The following is a 21,219-nucleotide window of genomic DNA, read 5'->3' on the forward strand; positions in this document are numbered from 1 at the left end:
AACTTACATCTCTCCTTTGTAAGGAAGCACCTTCACATTAGCTCGCATTTTTGTTGCACCTGCCGCAACAACTTTCTGGCCTACAGTTAGCGTATTACCCACTACCGCGAAGTCGTCTTGAATATGTTTTACCGTAACCGACTGCAACGCTACGGTTTGGTTGTCTTCATCATAAACCCATACAGAAAAGCCCGTGTCCTCTTTACCCACTAACGATTTCACTGGAACAATTAATCCTTCAGGGAACGTTGAACCTTGCAGCGCTACTTTTACCACGGCGCGTGCGCCTGGTGTAAGCGGCAATGCTTCCCGTGGTTCCATTGCAAATACTACTTCATAGGTTTGCGAAACAGGGTCTGGCTGTGTCGAGTGTTCTACATATTGTACTGGAAACCACTGACTTTGGTCTGTGGCAAGTGACGCGCTTGCCTGTTTAATGCCTCTACCAATATTTGCCGTTAAAAGCCGCTCGGGTACATTAATATTGAAGTAAATTTTAGACACGTCTTGTAGTCTTGCAATGGGGGTACCTGCCGATACGAAACTATTATTTTCGACTAAGCGCTGAGACACTTTTGCATCAAATGGCGCATAAAGTTGTGTATAACTTAAGTCTTGTTCGGCCTTTTTTAAGTCGATAACGGCAAGTTCGTAGGTGGTTTTTGCGCTATCAAAACTGCTCTGCGCAACTAAATTTTGCGCAAACATTTTTTCGATGCGCGACAACTCACGCTGTGCTTGCTCTAGGCGCGTTTTCGATTCGTCAACACGACGCTGAAAGGGTTTCCTATCGATCGTCGCCAATAACTTGTTTTCTTGAATATCACTGCCCGTGACTAAGTCCATTTGTACCAAACGCCCCGAGACTTCAAAGCTCAAGTTCACGGTTTTTACCGCAGAAACCACTGCTGGAAACGAAAACTCATCGAGATTGGGCACGTCGGTAACCGTGGCAAGTTTAACATACCGTGGTGCTTGGTCTTTCTCTTCTGCTTGCTGTTCTGTAGTGCAGCCAGATAAACCGGCAATCGCTAATGAAAACAACACAATAATATTACGAACACGTAAAAAGGGCATGGTGATCCTGTTCCGTCTAATAGGCAACTCTACGCGAGCGACGCGGAGTTGCGCGATACAAAAGTAAACTCTTCAGTGTATTTTAGAGGCGCTGCGTTGAAAAGTAAACTGTTCAGTGTAAAATGAGGGCAAGTGAACATGAATTAGTATTCTTATGCCATCTGCAACACGCTCTAGAAGTGACATAAAACGCGAAGCAATAATTAACGCTGCCACGCAAGCCTTCCAAGAATTCGGTGTGAACGGTACCACCATGGACAAGCTTGCTGAACTTGCTAACGTATCTAAGCGTACGGTCTACAACCATTTTTCGACCAAAGAAGATTTGGTTATGTACCTTATCAAGGCGCAGTGGCAAAACGCATTGTTAAATGTAAATGTTGTATTTAATGAGAATAGTCCATTATTTGAACAGCTGGAAGCAATGCTGCTTGCTGATATCGAATTTATGAGCGGAGAGTCTCATTTAGAACTGGCGCGGGTCGCGATAGGTCATTTTTTCTATGAGCCGGAAAAATTAAAAGACGAAGTGCAGCAGTTGAAAGCGCAAGAATCATCTCTGCATAAGTGGCTAAATAGCGCAAAGCAAAGTGCAAGGATACAATGTGACAATGTGCAACATGTGGTTGATGAAATAGACAGTTTGGTAAAAGGACAGTGTTTTTGGCCTCAACTTTTTAAAATTGAGCCCCCGCTGAGCGCTGCAGAAAAGAAACGTATAGCAGGTGGTATCGCACGTTTAATATTATGCCGCTATGAGGCTTAAGCCTTTATAGCGTTTATGCGTTAACGCGCAGTACGTTGAATAGCATGACTTCATGGTACTGCGCTAACGTTAATAAGCCTGATTACCCGTTTTTGGCGAAGTTTACGAGCACATCGCCATCCATTCTGTAGCCTAGCCATTCACTTTTCGGCTTTGCGCCCAGCGATTCATAGAAATCGATAGCGGGTTTGTTCCAATCCAATACGCTCCATTCAAATCGACCACAGTCATTTTCAACCGCAATGTGAGCAAGATGCTTAAGCAGCATTTTGCCAGCACCATTACCACGCGATGCAGGAGATACGTATAAGTCTTCCAAATAAAGCCCGTTTTTTCCTTGCCACGTTGAATAGTTAAAGAAATACACGGCAAATCCGATAGGCTTACCGTGATCTTCACACATTACGCAGTGCGCAGTAGCTCCTTCGCCAAACAAGGTCTTATGCAAATCGCTTTCCGATGCCTCAACCTCATGTTCCGCTTTTTCATAAATGGCAAGCTCTAACACAAATTGGCGAATTTGAGTGATATCGTCAGGCTGTGCTTTTCTAATAGTTAGCGTATTAGACATTTGATTCCTCTGTATAAAAAACGAGGTAACATACGGCTGATTATTTGCCGTATGTTACTGAGTTTGCGCCGGTGTCGTTATCTGCTGACTTTCTGGTTAGCTTTCGTTTAATGAACGCGAATGGGCCGGCTAAGTCTAATAGAATAAGATACAGGCAAGGCACTAAAATAAGCGTCACTAGGGTTGCATAAAGTACAGCGAAGCCCAGAGCAACCGCCATAGGTATGACAAACGCGGCTTGTAAGCTAGTTTCAAACATTATAGGCAGTACGCCAGCAAAGGTGGTAATCGAGGTCAGTGTAATGGCCCTAAACCTTGCGCTACCTGCTTCAGTTACTGCCTCTTTAACACTGTAACCTTGAGCGCGTCGCTGGTTTACAAAGTCTGTCATAACCAAAGAGTCGTTAATAACTACCCCTGCTGCGGCAATCAAACCGAAGGTAGACATCATTGACAAGTCCAGCCCCATAAAGAAGTGGCCCCAAATTGCCCCGGTTAAGCTGAAGGGAATAACGGACATGATAATAAGGGGTTGGCCATAACTCTTCAGTGGCACCGCCAATAAAATGTAAACCATTACCATCGCTGCTAAGAAAAACAGAATTTGTTCATTTTGCTGTGCAAGTTGCTCCTCAATATCTCCACCAAGTTCAGTCATCACTGATGGGAATTCTTCTTTTAGTTGCACAAGCAGTTTTTCTTCAATCTCTTCCACGACAGTGTTGGGTTCAACGGCTTCTTCATCAATATTTCCCCAAACATAGACGCTACGATACCCACCTTCACGACGGATGTAGCTAATGCCTGGTTTCTCATCAAGCGTTACCACATCGCCAAGCAATACGTCGTTGCCACTCGGGGTTTTTATCACGCTATATTTTAACGCGGCAAAGCGCTCACGGGTGAGTTCTGGGTAGCGCACCATTACGCGCACTTCTTCACCGTTTCTAATAACACGCTGTGCTTCGCCACCGTAAAAGCCTGCACCCACCTGTGAAGCGATATCGGAAAGCGTTAAGCCCAAATCATAGGCAACAGGAAGCAGTGTCATTTGCACTTCCTTACTTGCCGGGTCAATGGTTGAGCTAATATCAAACAGCCCATTTTGCTGTTGAAGCATTTCGATAAACTTCAACCCAGCAGCATTTAGCGTAGCAATGTCGGGCCCGAATAATAAGAAGCCAAACTCACCATCATCTCCGTCACCGTTAACATCGTCGACCACCGTAAATGACTTTACACCTGGGATTTCAGGAATGGCGGCACGCCAGCGTCTGGCTAACTCAAACGTATCGATAGGGCGCTCGTCTTCATTGACAAGAGGGGTCAAAATTCGGCCTTCTGTGCGATCTTCATTGAACGCAAGCCTGTCTCGAATCATCCCTGTACCAAACTCATCAACAATCGACTTTTCGACTTCTAAGATTGTATTTTCAATCGTTCTTAGTGCTGTGATTGTCGTTTCATCAGACACATTTTCATTCATTTCTATTTTTACGCTAGGGAAATCGTGCGGTACCTTCGGATTCGGTACCATGCGAACGTAGTTGGCATTGATAAGGCCAAAACTTAGCATCAACATACCGACAAAAAGTACCAACACTAGCCAGCGCCATTGAATAGCGCGTTCAACGGTTCTGCGATAGGGCCCGTTCACAAAGGCAAAAAAGCGTTTATTGAAGCGTGCTCGCCAACTGTTCTCTTTAACCGGGCTAAAACGTGTGTGGGCCAAATGAGCAGGCAAGATTAATTTAGATTCAACCAAGCTAAATGCAAGACAAAGAATAACCACTACCGCAATGTTATAGAAAAACGCACCCTCAGGGCCACTGCTAAGCGTGAAAGGGGCAAATACTGCAATGGTGGTTAGTACACCGAATGTTGCGGGGGTCGCAACACGCTTAGCACCACGCACTACATTGTCTATGCCGCCACCTTTGCTTTCTATTTCCGTATAGGCGCTTTCGCCTATTACAATGGCATCATCAACCACTATTCCAAGAACCATGATAAACGCAAACAGTGACAAAATATTGATGCTAACGCCAAACAACGGCATCATCATCACCGCGCCTAGGAAGCATACCGGCAAGCCAATCATTACCCATACAGCTAATCTGAAGCGTAAGAAAAGGGTAAGCATTAAGGCGACTAAGATAGAGCCTTGGAATAGATTCGATAACATCATGTCCAAACGAGCATTTAAGTAGTACGTCATGTCTACCAACACTTCTAAGCTCACACCATTTGGTAATGTCTTATTTTTTTGTTCAATATAGGCTTTTACTGACTCGGCAACCGGGATTGTGTTTTGTGATTTCGTTGCGCTAACGGCCATCCAAATGGCATTCTTGCCGTTATATTTGAAGTATCGTTCGCCTTCTGTGAAGCCATCTTTTATATCGGCAACATCTGCAAGCGTGACTCTTGCGCCAGCATTTCCCATTTTAACGGGAATTTGCGCAAATTCTGCTCCGCTGTAATATTGGTTTTCGACACGAACTGAGATAATGCCTGCATTGGTACGTAACTGCCCAGCAGAGATATTCGCAGAATAATTGCTGATAGCCCGGCTAACGTCAGCAATGGTTAAATTGTATTTGCGCAGTACATCGGGCTTTATTTCGATGGCTATCTCATCGTCAGGTGCTGACATCTGAACTAATGATACGTTGCCTAACTGAAGCAGCTCGTCTTCAACATCTTTTGCCAGACGTTTTAAATCTGAAAGGGGGAGGTCGCCAACCAGCGGCATCTCGATAACTTGCTGACGAAATTCAATTTGAGAAACATTTACCGGCTCCATTCCCGCAGGGAACGTTGCGATACCGTCAACGCGAAGCTTCACTTTATCGAGTACGTCCGTCAGTTCTTCGCCTTTGTCTATTTCTAGCGTAACTGCACCACTGCCACGAAACGCACGAGACACCACACGATTAATTTCGGTAACGTCTTTTAGTGCCTCTTCAATTTTTATAAAGATGCTTTCTTCTATTTCTTGAGGCGAGGCGCCAGGATATTGCGCTTGTATCGTAATATAGTTGATTTCAATGTTGGGAAACATTTGGCGCTGAATGGTGAAGTAACTTGCAACCCCCATAATAATGATGAAAATCATTAGTAGGTTTGCGGCGACAGAGTTACGCGCGAACCAAGCGATAATACCGCTTTTCGTGTCGTTTATGTTATCCATGACTCCTCCTTAAAGCGATGCGGTGACGGAATTTTCGTCGCCTTTGATCACCTTCACCGCCATTCCTTTTTGAGGATACTCTGGAAGCGACATCACTACTTTTTTCGTATTAAAATCACCTTGGATCAGAAAGTCGCTGCCGTCTTCTCGAATAACATTGATTTTCTGTGAGACCAAGTTGTTGTCATCGTCTAGCGTCCACAGCATGTTGTTCGTTACTAATTCTTGGGGGATACGGTATACGTCTTGTAGTGTCTTTCCTTTGAATAAAATTGTGCCGTATGCGCCAAACTTAAGGGCGGCTTTGTCGCTATTAAGTGCGTAGGGGTCGTTAATGCGAGCGACGAGGTGGGTCATTCGAGTCGCATTATCGATAATGCCAGTATCGCGATGAATATTGGCCTGAATTTGCGTGCCGGTGCGATCATCTACCACCAATGTGGCATTTTTCCCAATAATGTCATCACCAATAAATGCGCGGTCAAACCCCGCAATAGGAAACGTTACTTCAGCCTGCTCGATGTTGTTGATAACAGCTGCAACCGTACCTTGAACCACAAAATCACCGGTACTGATATTACGAGAAACCACCAAGGCATCGTAGGGCGCTTTCACTTCACAGTTATCCAAATCTCGTTGGGCTATTTTCAGTTGCGCTTCTGCTGACTTCACCGCCGCTTTTGCGCTCATAACTTGAGGCTTTCTTAAATAAAGGTCGCTAACGCGTGCGCTAGGCATTGTTTTTGCCTCACGTGCTGCTACATCAGCTTGTGCTTCTTCTTGAATTAACTGCGCTTTCGCACTTGATAAATTGGCTTCGGCCATCAGCAATGCTGCTTCATAGCTATCTTTTTCAATGGAGAATAGGGTTTCTCCGCGTCTCACCAAACCGCCGCTAACAAACTTAGGGTTCCATGATGAAACCTCGCCAGACACTTGTGCGGCTAAATTGGTTGTTTCAAGTGGAATAATTTCGCCATAGGAGGAGAGCGTGACAGTAATGTCTTCAGGCGTTAATTGCGTAATGGTAACGGTTGGTCTCGTATCCACTTGCTCTGAAATACCTTCGTCTGAAGCTGACGCCTCAATGCCTTTCATTCCAGCATAACTCAGTATTAAAACGCCTATCGGCAGTGCAATTCTCATCCATTTCATGTGCGATTCATTCTTATCATTTAAACATAGCGTAATTGTAGCGCTAAACTATTACAGATGTGCTGCTTAATTGTAACCATTCGTAAGTCAAGATAGCGTAAATTTACGCTGAAGGTCTTCCTGCGCACACTTTGTTTCTACCTTCATGCTTTGCAGCGTAAAGTGCTTTATCTGCAATGCTTATTGCACTTGATAGTTCAACATCACCACTGACTTCGCAGAAACCGAAGCTGCTAGTGACATTTATTGGCACACCGTCAATGATAATAGGGCTATCTGAAAGCGTCTGGCGTAGCGACTCTAAGACAATGAGTGCATCTTCTTCTCTTGTTTCAGGGAACACGAATAGAAACTCTTCGCCGCCCCAACGCGCTACGGCATCGTGCCCTCGAAGGCGTGCAACAAAAATGTTTGCAACACGTTTCAACACTTCATCACCCAATTCATGACCTAAGGTGTCGTTAATATTTTTGAATTTGTCTATATCGGATATTGCAATAGAAAACGCGGTTTTCGAACGACGTAAACGGCTAAACTCGTTATCCAAAATAGATTGAATGCCACGCCTGTTCATAAGCCGAGTAAGGGGGTCTTGGCTAGCCTGCTTTTCAAATTGCTCGCTAAGATAAAGCGCAGTAACGTAACTTTGGTGACGACTGTACTCGTAAAAAGCGGATAAAAAGGAAACAGTGAGAAACGAGTATAAAAGGCGGGTTTTAAACTCGTATGAATAAGTGACCATTACGAGTGCATCGTTAGGGTAAAACAGTAAGAAAGCGATAATCAGCGTGAACCCCGCCAATGTTACCAACCCGTAAACAAATCCGGCGAAAAACATGGTAACGGGCGGAACAAGATACATCCAAAGGGGCCCTGTTAACGCATTGCCTCCAGACACAACTAAAATGGCGACAAGAAACATCAAGCAACTAATAAGTAGAGAGATAGAAATCAGTCGAGCACGCTTTGATGCAAATTGAACTTGCACACGCTGCGAAAGAGCAAAAATAATGCTAGCGCAGAGAAGTATTGTTGCAAGGGGCATATCCTGCGCGTGTAACGCTCGTAAACCAAGAACAAACGTGAGTGACATGCCTACCGCTGCAAACAAATTAACGACCATGATTCGTCTATTTGTTTCAGCGTCTAGCGATTTACTCGTACCCTGATTAATGTAGCTTTTTATAATGTTATTCATCAGGTTAGTTACTAGCCGTTACGTCATTTGAAATATCCATTACCAGTGCGTTAATGGCTAATCGCATGCTCTGAACACTTGCGGCAAACCCATCGCTTTGAAGTGCTTGTTTTATATAAAAACGTTTTTCAGTAATCGAAGGCGCCTCGGTAGTATTATCGCTATGCTGAAGCGAGTAGGCGCCACGCAGTACTATGTCACCTTGCCAAGTAGCTATGAAGTCATCAATACGTATCGAAAGTTGCACATCGTTTTTGAGCGCTGTGGTTGGTGGTTGGGTCATTCGAATATTTTGAGAAGCAAATGTGTCACGCAGTAACTTAGTCAGCCCCTCTTCTAAAGGCTCACCCCAAAAATGTTCAGTCGATACATGAATACCTGTACCACTGGTTTGATAAACAAGCCCAGGCTGCTTTAAATAATGTGGCAACTGCAATTCGTTAAGAACAAGAAGCTGTCGCGCAACCTCATTGTTTTCATTGGGGCTCTCTACAGGGGCTTGGGATACGGTATGTAGCAAGTATAAATTTAGCGATTTATCGGTACTTGAACAGGCGCTCACGCCCAAAGCAGTAAAAAATATCAGGGACCGAAGCGCAGCGCGGGCCGTTAACCTTTGTTGAAACATGTGATAGTTGAGCTTCATTGTCATCCTTACTCTTCGCGCTGCTTTGCTTTAGGTTGAATGTCGCTGTCGTTACCACCACCAAAAATTAAACTATTCGGCGTTTGATTAAGTTTAAGCAGTAACGGCTGCAGGTTTCTCATTGTGTCTTGCATCGCATCTATTGTGTCTTTAATTTCAGCTTGGCTTAAACCGCCCTCGCTGTAATTCTTAATAAGGTTATCCATACTTAACAATACTTGGTTAAGGTTGGCGTTGAGCTGCTCTGCGTCCACATCAGCAATCAGCGCATCAAAATCGCTGCTGGCCGTTTCAACCGATTGCGCGGCTAATTTCATATCTTCAACAGCAGATTGAACGCCAACGACCATATCGTTTAGCGGAAGCTTATTAATTTTATCTAAAATAGCGTCTGCTTTTTGTGTGATTTGCGTGAATTCATTAGACACAGTGGGAATGACATCAAAGCCGTTTACTACGGTAAGCGTATTTTTGCTATCTGGATTTGCAACATGTTGGAGGTCGACAAATAACCCACCTGTTAACACATTTCCCATGCGCAGTGTGGCGCGAAGGTCATTTTCAAGCCAGTTTCTAAGGGTTTGTTTTATCGCGCGCAAGCCTTCCTGCGTATCTGGCTGTTTCGTTTTACCAGGGTAAATTTTGATAAGAACAGGGATGGGGTAGTCACGTTCTAAGATACTCCCTTCCACCGCTGGAAATGGGTTGATAGCGGTAACATGTCCAATTTCGATACCGCGATATTCAACGGGTGCACCGACCGTTAACCCTCTTACGCTTTCATCTATCATAAGCAGGTATTCGGCTGCTAATTTAAATCGCGCATTTGAAGCGGTAGTGACATCCTCATAAATGGCGAACGACGCATTTTCAAGAACTTGCTCCCCCGGTGCCACCCCTTCAGGTATTCCGAAGGTAATGCCATTTGCTAGCAACGTTTCTAAGCTACCGGTTTCTACTTTAACGCCGCTTGATTCAAGGACAAATTTAACGCCACTGACATCCCAAAATCGCGTGTTTTCAGTGATCAGTTTGTGATATGGCGCTTCTATAAAGGCGTCGTAGTAGATTACACGCTGTTCAATATCGAACACCGCATCTTCGAACTCACCCACCTTGAAACCCTTATAAATTATGGGATCGCCAGGTTTGTAAGCAAATTCATCATCGCTTTTTAACGTAACATGAAGGCCTGGCGTACCGGCTGGTGTGACAGGAGGGCGTTCGAGTGCGACAAAATGAAGTTTTCTAGCGCCATCATCATGTGCAGACATCGCAATGTAACTGCCTGAAAGCAACGTATTTAAACCAGATACTTCAGAAAAACTTATGCGTGGTGCCACTACCCACAATTCTGTGTTGGTAGTCAGAAGGTGTGATGCGTTAGCATCAATTCTAGCGGTAACCAATACTCCGTCTAAGTCTGGTTTAAGCGTTATTTTTTTTACCTGACCAATGTCTAAATCTCTTACCTTAATGGGCGTTTTATTAACTTCAATACCCGTTGCAGAAGGCAATTCAATAGTAATAAGAGGCCCCTGATTTTTCCACTGATAATAAACCATCCAACCACCGACGATAATAACGATTAGTGGAATAAGCCATATTCGTGACATGGTCGTAGTAGGTTTAACGTGTGCCTCTGTTGTCATGGTAAGTGCTTCCACTGCTGCCAAATTAGACGAGAATCAAATGTCATTGCGGCGATCATTGTAAAGAAAACTACCGCACAAAATGCTAATGCAGCTTGCCCGGGATAAATTGATAGGGTATTTCCCATTTGAATTAGGGCAACAAGCACCGCTACCACAAACACATCTATCATCGACCACCTTCCGATGGCTTCGGTGAGTCGATAATAACGTATTCTTATCTGTGTGGAACCCGATTTTTGATATTGAACGGAATAGTTTAACCATGCAAGGATAACAATTTTAGCGACAGGAACCACAACGCTTGCCCCAAGAATAATGATTGCCACTGGATAAGAACCGGACTCCCACAGTGATAATGCGCCACCGATTATCGTATTGGGCGTTTCTTGGCCAAACATTTGTGTGTGCATAATAGGGAGCAAATTAGCAGGGACGTATAAAATAGTCGCAGTAATTAATAGTGCCCATGTGCGCTGAATGCTTTGCGAGGCTTGTTTTTCATCAAGCTTCTTTGGTGCGGGAAGTTTCATGTTGTGCAGCCAAAACGCAAATTGCGTCTTATCATACTGGATCAATGCGCACGTCATAAACGCAGTAAACCCAATAAAGGCGTAAAACGATAAGCCTATTGCCACGTCGGCAAGCTCGGTAATTTTAATCAGGCTGACTAACGTACCTACTAAGAAGATCTCTGCCATACTCCACGGTAGAAGAATATTAGTGGCTCGATATATACGCAGTAAAAACGGAGGCCTTTTATTAAAAAGGCGCGCGAGCCCAAGCGCGATAAACCCTAACAACACCATTCCAGGCAGCAGAAGGGTGGCTAAACCCGTAATAATTGCCAGTGACAGATAGTCGTTTTCGATGAGTACGGTTAGCCCCTGAGGGAGGTCGATGCTGTGCTTTTGGCCGCTTGCCTTAAAGGTTAAAAAATTAAAAGGCAGCGATAGTAATAAAAAGATAAATGCGCTTATTGAGAAGGCGAGTAATCGTTCACTGGCATTACGACGAAATGTAATAAGTGTATGACCGCACCCCGGACACACCGCTCTTTCCCTATGCTTTAGGGCCGGGAGAGAAACATGCGAGTGGCACTGCTCACAGATGATAGTGGTTTTTGAATCATCTATCATGTGCATACTAGCAGTACGGATTGAGATGGCGTAATCACACAAGTAAGCCGTTGATTTGCATTGATAACAGAATACCGCATATTATTGTAGTGGAAAAGCAGCTAAATGCTTGATCACAACAATAAGATAAAAAGCATGAAACAACTAGAATACGCACAACGTCGGTTTTCTTTCGCGAAGCGACAGTTACTTCACGCAATATGGCGAAAAATCCCCTCGTATTTACATCGTTGGCGATCATTAAATTTTGCTCAGCGTTGTTATTTTTCTGCAACTTTTCTGTTGATGATTGACGTTTTATTCATTGATTCATCGAATGCGTTATTTCAAGTTGTTATGTTTTCGATGGTTCTTGTTGGGTTATTAAATGAGTTTTGGCCACGTTTCATGCTGGCGTGGGACAGCTTAATTGGCCGGTCGCTGATTTTATTTGCTTACGCGGTGATGGCGAACTTCGCGCTGGCCTCAGCAAGTGGGCTTGTAAATACGGTTACAGGCGTTTCAGTGGTTAGCTTACCGTACAGTCATAACTTTGCCATCATTCTTATGCTGCCAAGTTGGTTTTTTGTCACGACGCTTTTTATTCTCGTGTCTTCACAACTACTCATGCCACTTTACTTACTGGTGTTAGTCTTATTAAAGCCTTTTGGGATTCATGGTCTATGGCATGCTCCTGACTACAAATATGTCTTCACAACCGCGCTACTTCGCTATGTATGGACATTCGCTTTGCTCATTAAACTTCTCACGTTGTCTATGCAAAGTGGTGTTATTGAGTTTTTCAATGAATCGCAAGTAGGCACGCTGTTAGAGTCGGTCATTGAGGTTCAAAATGAGGATAAAGTTCAGGTTGTAGGAGAAGTAGATGTTGATAGTAAACCAAGTGAGCCCGTCATTTCGTCTTTATCCACCGACAGTGCCATTGTCGATGCGGGAAAAAATGATACCCAAAATGTTGAAGATGAATTAGAACAAGAAATTAGAGAGGCAATTTTACAAGCCAGCGCGAACAGCGAAAAATTTCTGCTAAGGCAACGCAAATTACTCGCGCACTTTATCTATATTTATGAAGCAGACAGTTATTCTCGATGTAGCATACCCGACAACAGTCGTGTGGTTGAAATAAATGACTATGAAATACTCACCATTGCTAAAACCGAAGACAACGATTTAGGCTATGTTTATGAAGTGATAGCGTGTAAATCAGCGGCTATTGGGAGCACTATTGCGCCATAACAGAGCGAAAAGTGAAAATATAAAAAAGCCCGCTAGAAAAGCGGGCTTTTTCGTTTTAGCTAGGTAGTTAATTTGACTACATGTCGTTAGAATGTAGCGCTACCCGGTGTGCGAGGGAACGGAATGACGTCACGAACATTTTGCATGCCGGTGACATACGCTACCAATCGCTCAAAACCAAGCCCAAAGCCAGAGTGTGGTACGGTACCGTAGCGGCGCAAATCTCTGTACCATGCATAATCTTCTTTTGATAAGCCCATTTCGTCTAAACGTGCATCAAACACATCTAAACGTTCTTCACGCTGAGAGCCACCGATTATTTCACCAATACCTGGGGCTAACACATCCATAGCGGCAACGGTTTTACCATCATCATTAATGCGCATGTAGAATGCTTTAATGTCTTTAGGATAGTTTTGCATAATGATTGGCGCACCCACGTGCTCTTCAGCAAGGTAACGCTCGTGCTCAGACGATAAGTCGATACCCCATTCAACTGGGAATTCAAACTCTTTGCCACAGTTTTGTAGGATGTCGATAGCATCGGTATAGTTCATTCTAACAAAGTCAGAGCTTACCAATTTTTCTAGGCGCTCAACGGCATCTTTCTTAATTCGTTGTGCAAAGAATGCCATGTCGTCTGGCAACTCTTCTAACACGGCTTTACAAACATATTTCAGCATGTCTTCAGCCAATTGCGCTACATCACTTAAATCAGCAAAGGCAACCTCAGGCTCAATCATCCAGAATTCGGCTAAATGACGAGATGTGTTTGAGTTTTCTGCACGGAATGTAGGGCCAAACGTATATACCTTAGACATAGCAGTACAATAGGTTTCAACGTTAAGTTGGCCTGATACGGTAAGGTAAGTTTCTTTACCAAAAAAATCTTCGCTGTAATCAACGTTACCTTTGTCGTCACGAGGGATATTCATCATATCAAGGGTTGATACGCGGAACATTTCGCCAGCACCTTCTGTATCGCTCGCCGTAAGAATAGGCGTAGAAATCCAGTAGTAACCCTTCTCATGGAAGAAACGGTGAATAGCTTGGCTTAGGCAGTTACGAACTCGCGTGACCGCGCCAATGACATTAGTACGAGCACGCAAATGCGCATGTTCGCGTAAATATTCAATGCTGTGACGTTTTGCCGCCATTGGGTAGGTATCAGGGTTTTCTACCCAGCCAAGAATATCAACGTCGGTCGCATCAAGCTCAAGCGCTTGACCTTGGCCTTGAGATTCTTTTACTGTACCAGTCACCGCTAGTGAGCAGCCTGTGGTTAAACGTTGTACGTCGGCGTAATTTGACAAAGAATTGAGCGCAATTACCTGCACAGGATCGAAACAGCTTCCATCGTGTAGTGCAATAAAAGACAAGCCTGCTTTTGAGTCGCGGCGTGTTCTTACCCAACCTTTAACAGTTACTGATTCGCCAACGGCGTACTTACCTTTAAGTACGTCAACAACGGGCGCGTGCGTCATGTTTAATTCTCCGTCTTACTGATGGTATTGATATCTATGTCTGAGACTATCAATAACCCCGTGCAATTTGCACCAATAATTTATGCTTGTGGGTGGTTATATTGGATTTTGCCGATAAATTGGGCATATTTTGTATGCATTACCCGAAAGTTCACCACAAATGATAACGTAATAACGTTGATATCGTTTTGTTAACGCATGCAATTGGCGTATTGTGGATGGGTAAAGGCGAAATCCAACAGCACGCTAGTATACTCAACCTAATGCTGGATGCCATAGAACAGAGTGACAAATGGGAAATAAATATACATTGCAAGAGCGAGAAGACCGTCGTTCTGTTCCAAGAAGCCAAACGGTTTTCTTTAAGGTTATGTTGGCACTGAATGTCTTAGGCTGGTCATCACTGGTGGTGGTATTGGTGTTATTTCACTTCGCCAGGCCAGATTTTATCAGCGGCGTACAAGAATATTGGGGTATACAGGGGAGAGACGCTTGGGTGCCTGAATATGTGAGCGCCATGCGCATCATATTACAGCTATGTTTATCAGTCAGTTTAGTGAGCATAGTAATGCGTGCACGCCGCTCAAGGCGGCAAGGTGATAATTTGGGTGTTAACCTTTTCATACTTATCGTTATTGCAACGATAAGCCTTATCACTTTGCGTACGATGGCGGTTTAAGTGAAAGCGACCGTAATTAAATAGTAGGTATACAGCACGTAAACCCCTACAAACGATGCGCCTTCTAGCCGGTTCAACCGACCTTGTCGTTTAATGCCAATACAGAATATAAATAACGCGACAGTAGATGCTAACATCACCAACACATCACGATATAAGAAGTCTGCTTCAATAGTCATTGGTTGAATGGTACCGGCAATGCCGACAACGGCGAGCGTGTTGAACATGTTTGAGCCAATCACGTTTCCAAGCGCTAAGTCGTGTTCACCTTTTCTCACTGCGGCAAGTGATGATGCAAGTTCGGGGAGTGACGTACCAATAGCAATAACGGTTAATCCGATGATGGTATCGCTAACCCCAAAGAATGTGGCAACTTCAACCGCGCCCCATACTAACATTCGAGAGCTTGCAACAAGCAATAACAGGCCTGCGAGCATCCAAATAACATTAGTTTTTACTGTACCTTCACTTGCACTAATTTCATCATTGTATTCTTCAGCAAGGGCATCTTTATCACCCTTTAATCCGTGCCATATACTCCACGAGATGAGCAGTACAAATAAACCAAGCAGCGAAAAAGCATCATCTTTAGAGACCTCTTGGTCGAGCACTTGCCAACAAGCGAAAAAGGTAATGCCTAATAGAACAGGAAGCTCTTTTTTTATGATGTTGCTTTTGACGGCAATAGGACTTATCACCGCCGTCAAACCAAGGATAAGTAGAATGTTAGCAATGTTAGAGCCATAAGCATTGCCCAGTGCAATGCCCGAGTTCCCTTGAATAGCGGCAAAAATAGATACAATAATTTCGGGGGCAGACGTGCCAAACCCAATGATCAGCATGCCGATGAGTAAAGGAGATATACCAAAGTGGTTGGCAACAGACGCGGCGCCATCAACAAACTTCCCCGCGCTCCACAATAAAACGGGTAACCCAATGGCAATGGCCAAACCGGCTAATAACATATTTACTCCTCAATATCATTGCAGTCTTTTCGACGTTGTGTAGCAGCTTGATTGACTACAAGCGCCTATCCACTTAGCGACAATAGCACCTGTTTTCGACGATTTTTACTGCCAAACATTATTATTATGCTAACAAACAGTATATACCGGAACCACCATAAATAATTAGCTTTATTGGTGACAAGAACGTTTTTAATTCATCACAGATAAGAAAATATTGTCTTAAGAATAAAAAAAAGCCGTGCTGAATTTACTATCGTGTTTTGACGGTTAACGTACACTGCAGCAACGGTTACCACGAACGTAATTGGTGACGTACCACACGTTTTTTAACTTACATTTATTAAAGCAGAGACCATGCACAACACCATTATAGTGGCAGACGATGTTAGCCCTTTTACTAATAGCGAACTAACCGTTATTACCTTTGAAAATTACCTTGCGGAATTTCCAAAATTAAATGAAGCCAAAGTTCAGGTGATAAACCTGTGTGACACAACACGCTATTTGAGCGAGGGATATTACTGCTCGTTATTAGCGCAAGCCAGAAGCCATCTGGTTATGCCTACGGTAAGCACGATTAACGACGTACGAGAAGATAAAGCAAATAACCTTGGCCGTATTCCGTTTGCGCTGTCGTCTAAGAGCGACGACATTCCTGCTATGCCTTTATTGGTACTTTTTGGTGAAGTAAAAGATCAACGCTTTGCCCGTGTTGGTCGTCAGGCATTTGAAAAGTATCCGTGTCCTATTTTAGTGCTAACGCTTGCGTTGTCGCCTGTAAGTCAGCTGGCAAAGCCGACCAAAAAAGACGCGGTCACTGGGTTTGCAAGTATCGAATTGCAGGCATTTTCTGCGTTGGACAAGCAACAGCAACAACAGTGTATTGCCGATTTAGAGCGCTATCAGCAAAAACAATGGCGTAAGTCAAAACGAGATAAAAGGGCGCGCTGGGATATGGCGATATTGGTAAACCCCGATGAGCCTACACCGCCAAGTAATGATAAAGCCATTAAGAAATTTGTTAAGGCTGCGGAAAAGGTTGGGTTCAGGGCTAATGTAGTGAGCCACTTATCCATAGAAGAGTTAGGACAATACGACGCGTTATTTATCCGTGAGACCACGGCTATTGACCATCACACCTATCGTTTATCTCGCGCGGCGGAGCGCGAGGGTATTGTAGTGATGGACGATACGCAATCTATCTTACGCTGTTGCAATAAGGTGTTTTTGCAGGACGCATTTACCTACCAAAAAATACCGGCGCCGCGCGCGACCTTTGTGTCTAGTGCAAATGATGAAATATGCGATTCGCTCATAGCCGAATTTGGCTTACCGATAGTGCTTAAACTTCCTGAAAGCTCGTTCTCACGGGGCGTGCATAAAGCAGAAAGCAAAGACGCACTTAAAAGCCGATTAGAAGAGATGCTAAAAGCATCGGCGTTGGTGTTGGTACAAGAATATGTGTTTACTGATTTTGACTGGCGGATTGGGATGCTAGGGGGGAAGCCTATCTATGCCTGTCAGTACTTTATGGCGCGTAATCACTGGCAAATTTATAACCATAATGGCGATAGATTTTCCTCTGGTGGTTTTAACACCATGCCTACGTTCGAAGTGCCAAAAGCGGTGCTTCAGGCTGCAACTAAAGCAGCAAAAGTAGTGGGTAATGGGCTATACGGCGTTGATATAAAGCAAGCTGGAAACAAAGTGTATGTTATTGAGGTAAACGACAACCCTAGCATTGACGCGGGTGTTGAAGACAAGTACTTGGGCAAAACCTTGTACGAGTTGATCATGCAGGAATTCGCAGACAGATTGGAGCAACGTGGGCGATGAGAGCAGTAACTGTCGAGCATTGTGACAAGCAGACACCGGTTTATGAAACGCCAAGCATTGTTGTTCGAGAAGCGACGCTCAACGATTTAACGACGCTTCAGCATATTGAACAGCGATGTTTCACGAGCGATAGGTTAAGTGCGCGACGCATTAAGTTTTATATCGAAGCAAAGCACGCAGAGCTTTTTATTGCCTCGTCGATAGATGATAAAGAGATTTTTGGATATGGGCTGCTTTTATTGCGCAGAGGAACTCAGTTGACTCGCCTGTACTCTCTTGCCGTATTGCCTGAGGCACGTGGCAAGGGGGTGGCGCAAACGCTAATCGAAAAACTAGGGGAGCGCGCATTTTCAAGGGGAAAGCGCTATATACGCCTTGAGGTGTCAGCCGACAATCATGGCGCTATAAACTTGTATCGAAAGTTAGGCTTTAAGGATTTTGGCGTATACAGCGATTATTATGAAGATCATACCGACGCATTACGCATGCAAAAAGTGCTGGTATCTAAAAATGGCCGTCATTTAGCATCGTATCCTTGGTATCAGCAAACGACAGCGTTCACGTGTGGTCCTTCTGCGCTAATGATGGCCATGCAGTCGCTCGATGACGCTTATCTGATGAAGCAGGAAGAAGAACTGAGCATCTGGCGAATGGCCACGACCATTTTTATGATGGCGGGCCATGGAGGTTGTCATCCTATTGGTTTAGCGCTCGCGGCAAAAGAAAGAGGTTTTGATGCGCACGTTGTGATCAATAACGCCCTGCCGCTATTTACTGATGGCGTAAGAGGTGAGCATAAAAAAAGTGTCGTTAGTTTGGTTGAATCTGAGTTTGCTCTGCAGGCAGAAGCGTCAAATATTCGCGTGGATATTGGCAGTTGGGGAGTAGAGCTTATTGAACAGCAGCTTCTCAAGGGGGGCGCCGTGCTGTGCTTGATAAGTACCTATTCACTCGATAAGAAAAAAGTGCCGCACTGGGTAACCGTGACGGGGTTCGACGAATACTGTTTTTATATTCACGACCCTGATGCAAGTGGCGAAGATATACTGGAATTCCAACACATTCCCGTTGCGCGTGAAGATTTCATGCGTTTGGCGAGTTATGGTAAACGTAAATCGAGTGCACTCGTCATTATCGCTGCATAGTTACTACAAACTTATCATTACAGGGTTGTTAGTTAAGCGAGTTCGACACAACCTTGTATTTAACGATTAGCTGCCAGAGCGCTGGGCTTGGTGTATTGACCTGCATAGCGCTTAAGCTGACAACATGTCGTCTAACAGCGAGGGGGGACTAATGTCGCAACGCCTTATTACAAACGGCATCGTTCAATTCAGTAAGCCGGTTTACTATTTGTGTTAACTCTTTTGTATTGCCATCAAACTCAACGTGCTTGCGCATACGTTCGCCCTTTACGGCTTGGTTATAAAGTGCGTCTACTTCAAAGCATTCCGTGCGAGCGTTAAGATGCTGCCATTCCGTTTGTAGCGTTTCGGGAATGTTGTGGCGTTTTGCACTTAATTTGTCTTTAATTTGCAACACTTGCCCAATAAGTAACTGCTCGTTATTTCGCATCATTGTTCACCTTTTTTTGTAAATTACTGTAAAGTAGCGGTTTTTCTTGTAATTTACCGAAAAGCACGCTGTTTTACCTTACCTGTTGTTTTACCTTCTATTTTATAGGTAGCAGATATAGTGCCAATAATAACGGTGAAAGATTACTGGTTAAAACGTGCTAGCGATAAGCGTAAGGGCGTGGGGCTTTTTTTCGCAGGTGGCAGTAACAAAAATGCGGCGTCCAGAGGAGCATGTTAGCTATCAATGCAAGTAGCAGACTGAAGACAACAGCAGACGGCGACAATGGAATAGACGGTTTGAAATTGTCGATAACGCGAGAAAGTGTTTCAAAATGGGCAGGGGTGAGTAGATAGTACACTTTTTCGAAATAATGCCCGTGTTCCAGCGTTCTAATTCCTTCTTCTACCCGCAATAATGTAGCGAATGCGGCTTCTTTGCGCAAAGCATCGTCGCGCACGACGGGCGCGTCGTTCGTCTTTAAGTCGTTTATCATGTCGTTCACCGACGCATACCCGTGGGTGTTGGCAAGCTCGATGGTTGCTTGCGTTTCAGCACGTGTAGCGTCGTAGTAACCACTAAGGTACTGCAGGTAGTGATCGGATAAAATTGGGATCTGCAACGCCAGCAAAAAAAGGGCGGCAAACAGAAGCTTGTCTACAATGCGGATCATCATCTTGTTACCTCACTTTCTTGCGGTGCTACTTTTTTCACGATGCTGTAATCAATCATAGCGCTATTGCTGCAAATACGTAAAGATAGCGTGAGTTAACGTAGATAGCTGGTTTGGCGTTATGATATAAGGCGGCATGATGTACACCAACTTCCCAAACGGCCTAATCCAGACACCGGCTTTAACAAAATGACGTTGTATAGCCGCAACGTCGACTGGGCTAACCGTCTCGACCACACCAATAGCGCCTAGTACTCGCACGTCGGCAACCTGTGGTAACGTGGCGCACGGTGCTAATTCGATACGCAATTGCGTTTCGATATTCGCCACTTGCGTTTGCCAATGGTTTTCATTGATTAACGCAAGGCTTGCGCCAGCGACAGCGCACGCAAGCGGGTTCCCCATGTAGGTTGGCCCGTGCATAAACACACCGGGTGAACCCTGACACACGCCTAGGGCTACATCTTCTGTACACAGTGTTGCAGCCATAGTCATATAACCGCCCGTCAGTGCTTTTCCTAAACACAAAATGTCTGGTGAAATACCCGCATGTTCGCAAGCAAACAGTTTTCCCGTTCGGCCAAACCCAGTTGCAATTTCATCGCAAATTAACAGCACGTCATAGGTGTTGCATAGCTGGCGGCAGCGTTTTAAATATTCAGGATGGTACATTCGCATCCCGCCAGCACCCTGCACGATAGGCTCAAGTATCAACGCTGCGATATCGTGATGGTGTTTTTCGAACAATTCCTCAAGAGGGAGAATGTCGTCTTCACTAAAGGCTTGGTCAAAACGGGTTTGAGGGGCAGGGGCAAATAATTGTTTACTTAGCACATTCTCAAACAAGCTATGCATCCCGTTTACCGGATCGCAAACCGACATCGCTGCAAACGTGTCACCATGATAGCCATTGCGCGGCGCGACAATACGTGATTTTTCGGCGCGTCCCTGACAGGCCCAATATTGGATAGCCATCTTGATGGCTACCTCGACAGACACCGAGCCTGAATCGGCAAGAAATACGCGTTCGAGGCCTGCTGGAACCATATCAAGTAATGTTCGACAAAGGTCGATGGCGGGTTGGTGGGTGATCCCGCCGAACATAACGTGCGAAAAGGCGTCAATTTGCTGGTGAGCTGCGGCATTTATTTTTGGGTGGTTGTAGCCGTGTATAGCGGCCCACCAACTCGACATACCGTCGACAAGCACTTCTCCAGTAGCCAGAGTGAGTTCCGCGCCCCTAGCACCAGTGACCTCGTAGCAAGGTAGTGGGTTAACCGAAGATGTATATGGATGCCAAATATGCTGTTTATCGAATTCTATATTGTTCAAAATTTAACCGTTAGTAAATCTTTTTAAATGGTCAGAGTT

The 21,219-nt window shown here is 44.6% G+C and carries 18 protein-coding genes; 5 read left to right on the plus strand and 13 right to left on the minus strand.

What is annotated here, in order from left to right; genetic code table 11:
* Positions 1-3: 3 nt before the first annotated feature.
* The gene (locus ACOJRU_RS06045; RefSeq protein WP_421134138.1) at positions 4-1,077 is read right to left on the minus strand and encodes an efflux RND transporter periplasmic adaptor subunit; all 1,074 of its coding nucleotides are present in this window, start codon (positions 1,075-1,077) and stop codon (positions 4-6) included.
* Positions 1,078-1,231: 154 nt separating this feature from the next.
* On the opposite strand from ACOJRU_RS06045, the gene ACOJRU_RS06050 reads away from it, so the two are divergent.
* Positions 1,232-1,843, plus strand: a complete 612-nt coding sequence (locus tag ACOJRU_RS06050; protein WP_421134139.1) for a TetR/AcrR family transcriptional regulator — start codon at positions 1,232-1,234, stop codon at positions 1,841-1,843.
* An 82-nt stretch (positions 1,844-1,925) separates the two neighbouring features.
* On the opposite strand, the gene ACOJRU_RS06055 is transcribed toward ACOJRU_RS06050, so the two are convergent.
* The 7 genes from ACOJRU_RS06055 to ACOJRU_RS06085 form a co-directional block, all read right to left on the minus strand.
* Positions 1,926-2,414 carry a GNAT family N-acetyltransferase gene (locus tag ACOJRU_RS06055; RefSeq protein WP_421134140.1) on the minus strand — a complete coding sequence of 163 codons (489 nt, stop codon included), beginning with the start codon at positions 2,412-2,414 and terminating at the stop codon, positions 1,926-1,928.
* A 40-nt stretch (positions 2,415-2,454) separates the two neighbouring features.
* Positions 2,455-5,607, minus strand: a complete 3,153-nt coding sequence (locus ACOJRU_RS06060; protein WP_421134141.1) for an efflux RND transporter permease subunit — start codon at positions 5,605-5,607, stop codon at positions 2,455-2,457.
* Positions 5,608-5,616: 9 nt separating this feature from the next.
* A complete protein-coding gene (locus ACOJRU_RS06065) occupies positions 5,617-6,762 on the minus strand; it encodes an efflux RND transporter periplasmic adaptor subunit (protein ID WP_421134142.1) in 1,146 nt (381 codons plus the stop codon).
* A gap of 103 nt (positions 6,763-6,865) precedes the next feature.
* Positions 6,866-7,960, minus strand: a complete 1,095-nt coding sequence (locus tag ACOJRU_RS06070; RefSeq protein ID WP_421134143.1) for a GGDEF domain-containing protein — start codon at positions 7,958-7,960, stop codon at positions 6,866-6,868.
* A gap of 4 nt (positions 7,961-7,964) precedes the next feature.
* Complete coding sequence (locus ACOJRU_RS06075) at positions 7,965-8,612, minus strand: PqiC family protein (protein ID WP_421134144.1); 648 nt, start codon at positions 8,610-8,612, stop codon at positions 7,965-7,967.
* 2 nt (positions 8,613-8,614) lie between these two features.
* Positions 8,615-10,258, minus strand: a complete 1,644-nt coding sequence (pqiB, locus tag ACOJRU_RS06080) for an intermembrane transport protein PqiB (RefSeq protein WP_421134145.1) — start codon at positions 10,256-10,258, stop codon at positions 8,615-8,617.
* The gene (locus ACOJRU_RS06085) at positions 10,255-11,397 is read right to left on the minus strand and encodes a paraquat-inducible protein A (RefSeq protein ID WP_421134146.1); all 1,143 of its coding nucleotides are present in this window, start codon (positions 11,395-11,397) and stop codon (positions 10,255-10,257) included. Before ACOJRU_RS06085 ends, pqiB begins: the two co-directional genes overlap by 4 nt.
* Positions 11,398-11,532: 135 nt before the next feature.
* On the opposite strand from ACOJRU_RS06085, the gene ACOJRU_RS06090 reads away from it, so the two are divergent.
* On the plus strand, positions 11,533-12,633 hold the full coding sequence (locus ACOJRU_RS06090) for a hypothetical protein (protein WP_421134147.1): 1,101 nt from the start codon (positions 11,533-11,535) through the stop codon (positions 12,631-12,633).
* An 86-nt stretch (positions 12,634-12,719) separates the two neighbouring features.
* Here ACOJRU_RS06090 and asnS read toward each other — a convergent pair whose 3' ends face one another.
* A complete protein-coding gene (asnS, locus tag ACOJRU_RS06095; protein WP_421134148.1) occupies positions 12,720-14,117 on the minus strand; it encodes an asparagine--tRNA ligase in 1,398 nt (465 codons plus the stop codon).
* A 292-nt stretch (positions 14,118-14,409) separates the two neighbouring features.
* Here asnS and ACOJRU_RS06100 point away from each other — a divergent pair, with 292 nt between their 5' ends.
* A complete protein-coding gene (locus ACOJRU_RS06100; RefSeq protein WP_421134149.1) occupies positions 14,410-14,796 on the plus strand; it encodes a hypothetical protein in 387 nt (128 codons plus the stop codon).
* On the opposite strand, the gene ACOJRU_RS06105 is transcribed toward ACOJRU_RS06100, so the two are convergent.
* Positions 14,793-15,761: a calcium/sodium antiporter gene (locus tag ACOJRU_RS06105; RefSeq protein WP_421134150.1), complete on the minus strand. Its 969-nt coding sequence runs from the start codon at positions 15,759-15,761 to the stop codon at positions 14,793-14,795. The genes ACOJRU_RS06100 and ACOJRU_RS06105 overlap by 4 nt on opposite strands.
* 357 nt (positions 15,762-16,118) lie before the next feature.
* Between ACOJRU_RS06105 and ACOJRU_RS06110 the strand changes: the two genes are divergently transcribed.
* Positions 16,119-17,600 (plus strand): RimK family protein, encoded by a 1,482-nt coding sequence (locus tag ACOJRU_RS06110; RefSeq protein ID WP_421134151.1) that lies wholly within the window; start codon positions 16,119-16,121, stop codon positions 17,598-17,600.
* Positions 17,597-18,745: a GNAT family N-acetyltransferase/peptidase C39 family protein gene (locus ACOJRU_RS06115; protein WP_421134152.1), complete on the plus strand. Its 1,149-nt coding sequence runs from the start codon at positions 17,597-17,599 to the stop codon at positions 18,743-18,745. Before ACOJRU_RS06110 ends, ACOJRU_RS06115 begins: the two co-directional genes overlap by 4 nt.
* 148 nt (positions 18,746-18,893) lie before the next feature.
* Here ACOJRU_RS06115 and ACOJRU_RS06120 read toward each other — a convergent pair whose 3' ends face one another.
* The 3 genes from ACOJRU_RS06120 to bioA all read right to left on the minus strand — a co-directional run bounded on the left by ACOJRU_RS06120 (position 18,894) and on the right by bioA (position 21,180).
* Positions 18,894-19,178, minus strand: coding sequence for a hypothetical protein (locus tag ACOJRU_RS06120; protein ID WP_421134153.1), 285 nt, complete (start codon positions 19,176-19,178; stop codon positions 18,894-18,896).
* Positions 19,179-19,335: 157 nt separating this feature from the next.
* Positions 19,336-19,851, minus strand: a complete 516-nt coding sequence (locus ACOJRU_RS06125; protein WP_421134154.1) for a DUF2937 family protein — start codon at positions 19,849-19,851, stop codon at positions 19,336-19,338.
* Positions 19,852-19,911: 60 nt separating this feature from the next.
* Positions 19,912-21,180: an adenosylmethionine--8-amino-7-oxononanoate transaminase gene (gene bioA, locus ACOJRU_RS06130; protein WP_421134155.1), complete on the minus strand. Its 1,269-nt coding sequence runs from the start codon at positions 21,178-21,180 to the stop codon at positions 19,912-19,914.
* Between the last annotated feature and the right edge of the window lie 39 nt (positions 21,181-21,219).

It is taken from the genome of Alteromonas algae (genome assembly GCF_049117195.1).
Classification (GTDB): Bacteria; Pseudomonadota; Gammaproteobacteria; order Enterobacterales; family Alteromonadaceae; genus Alteromonas.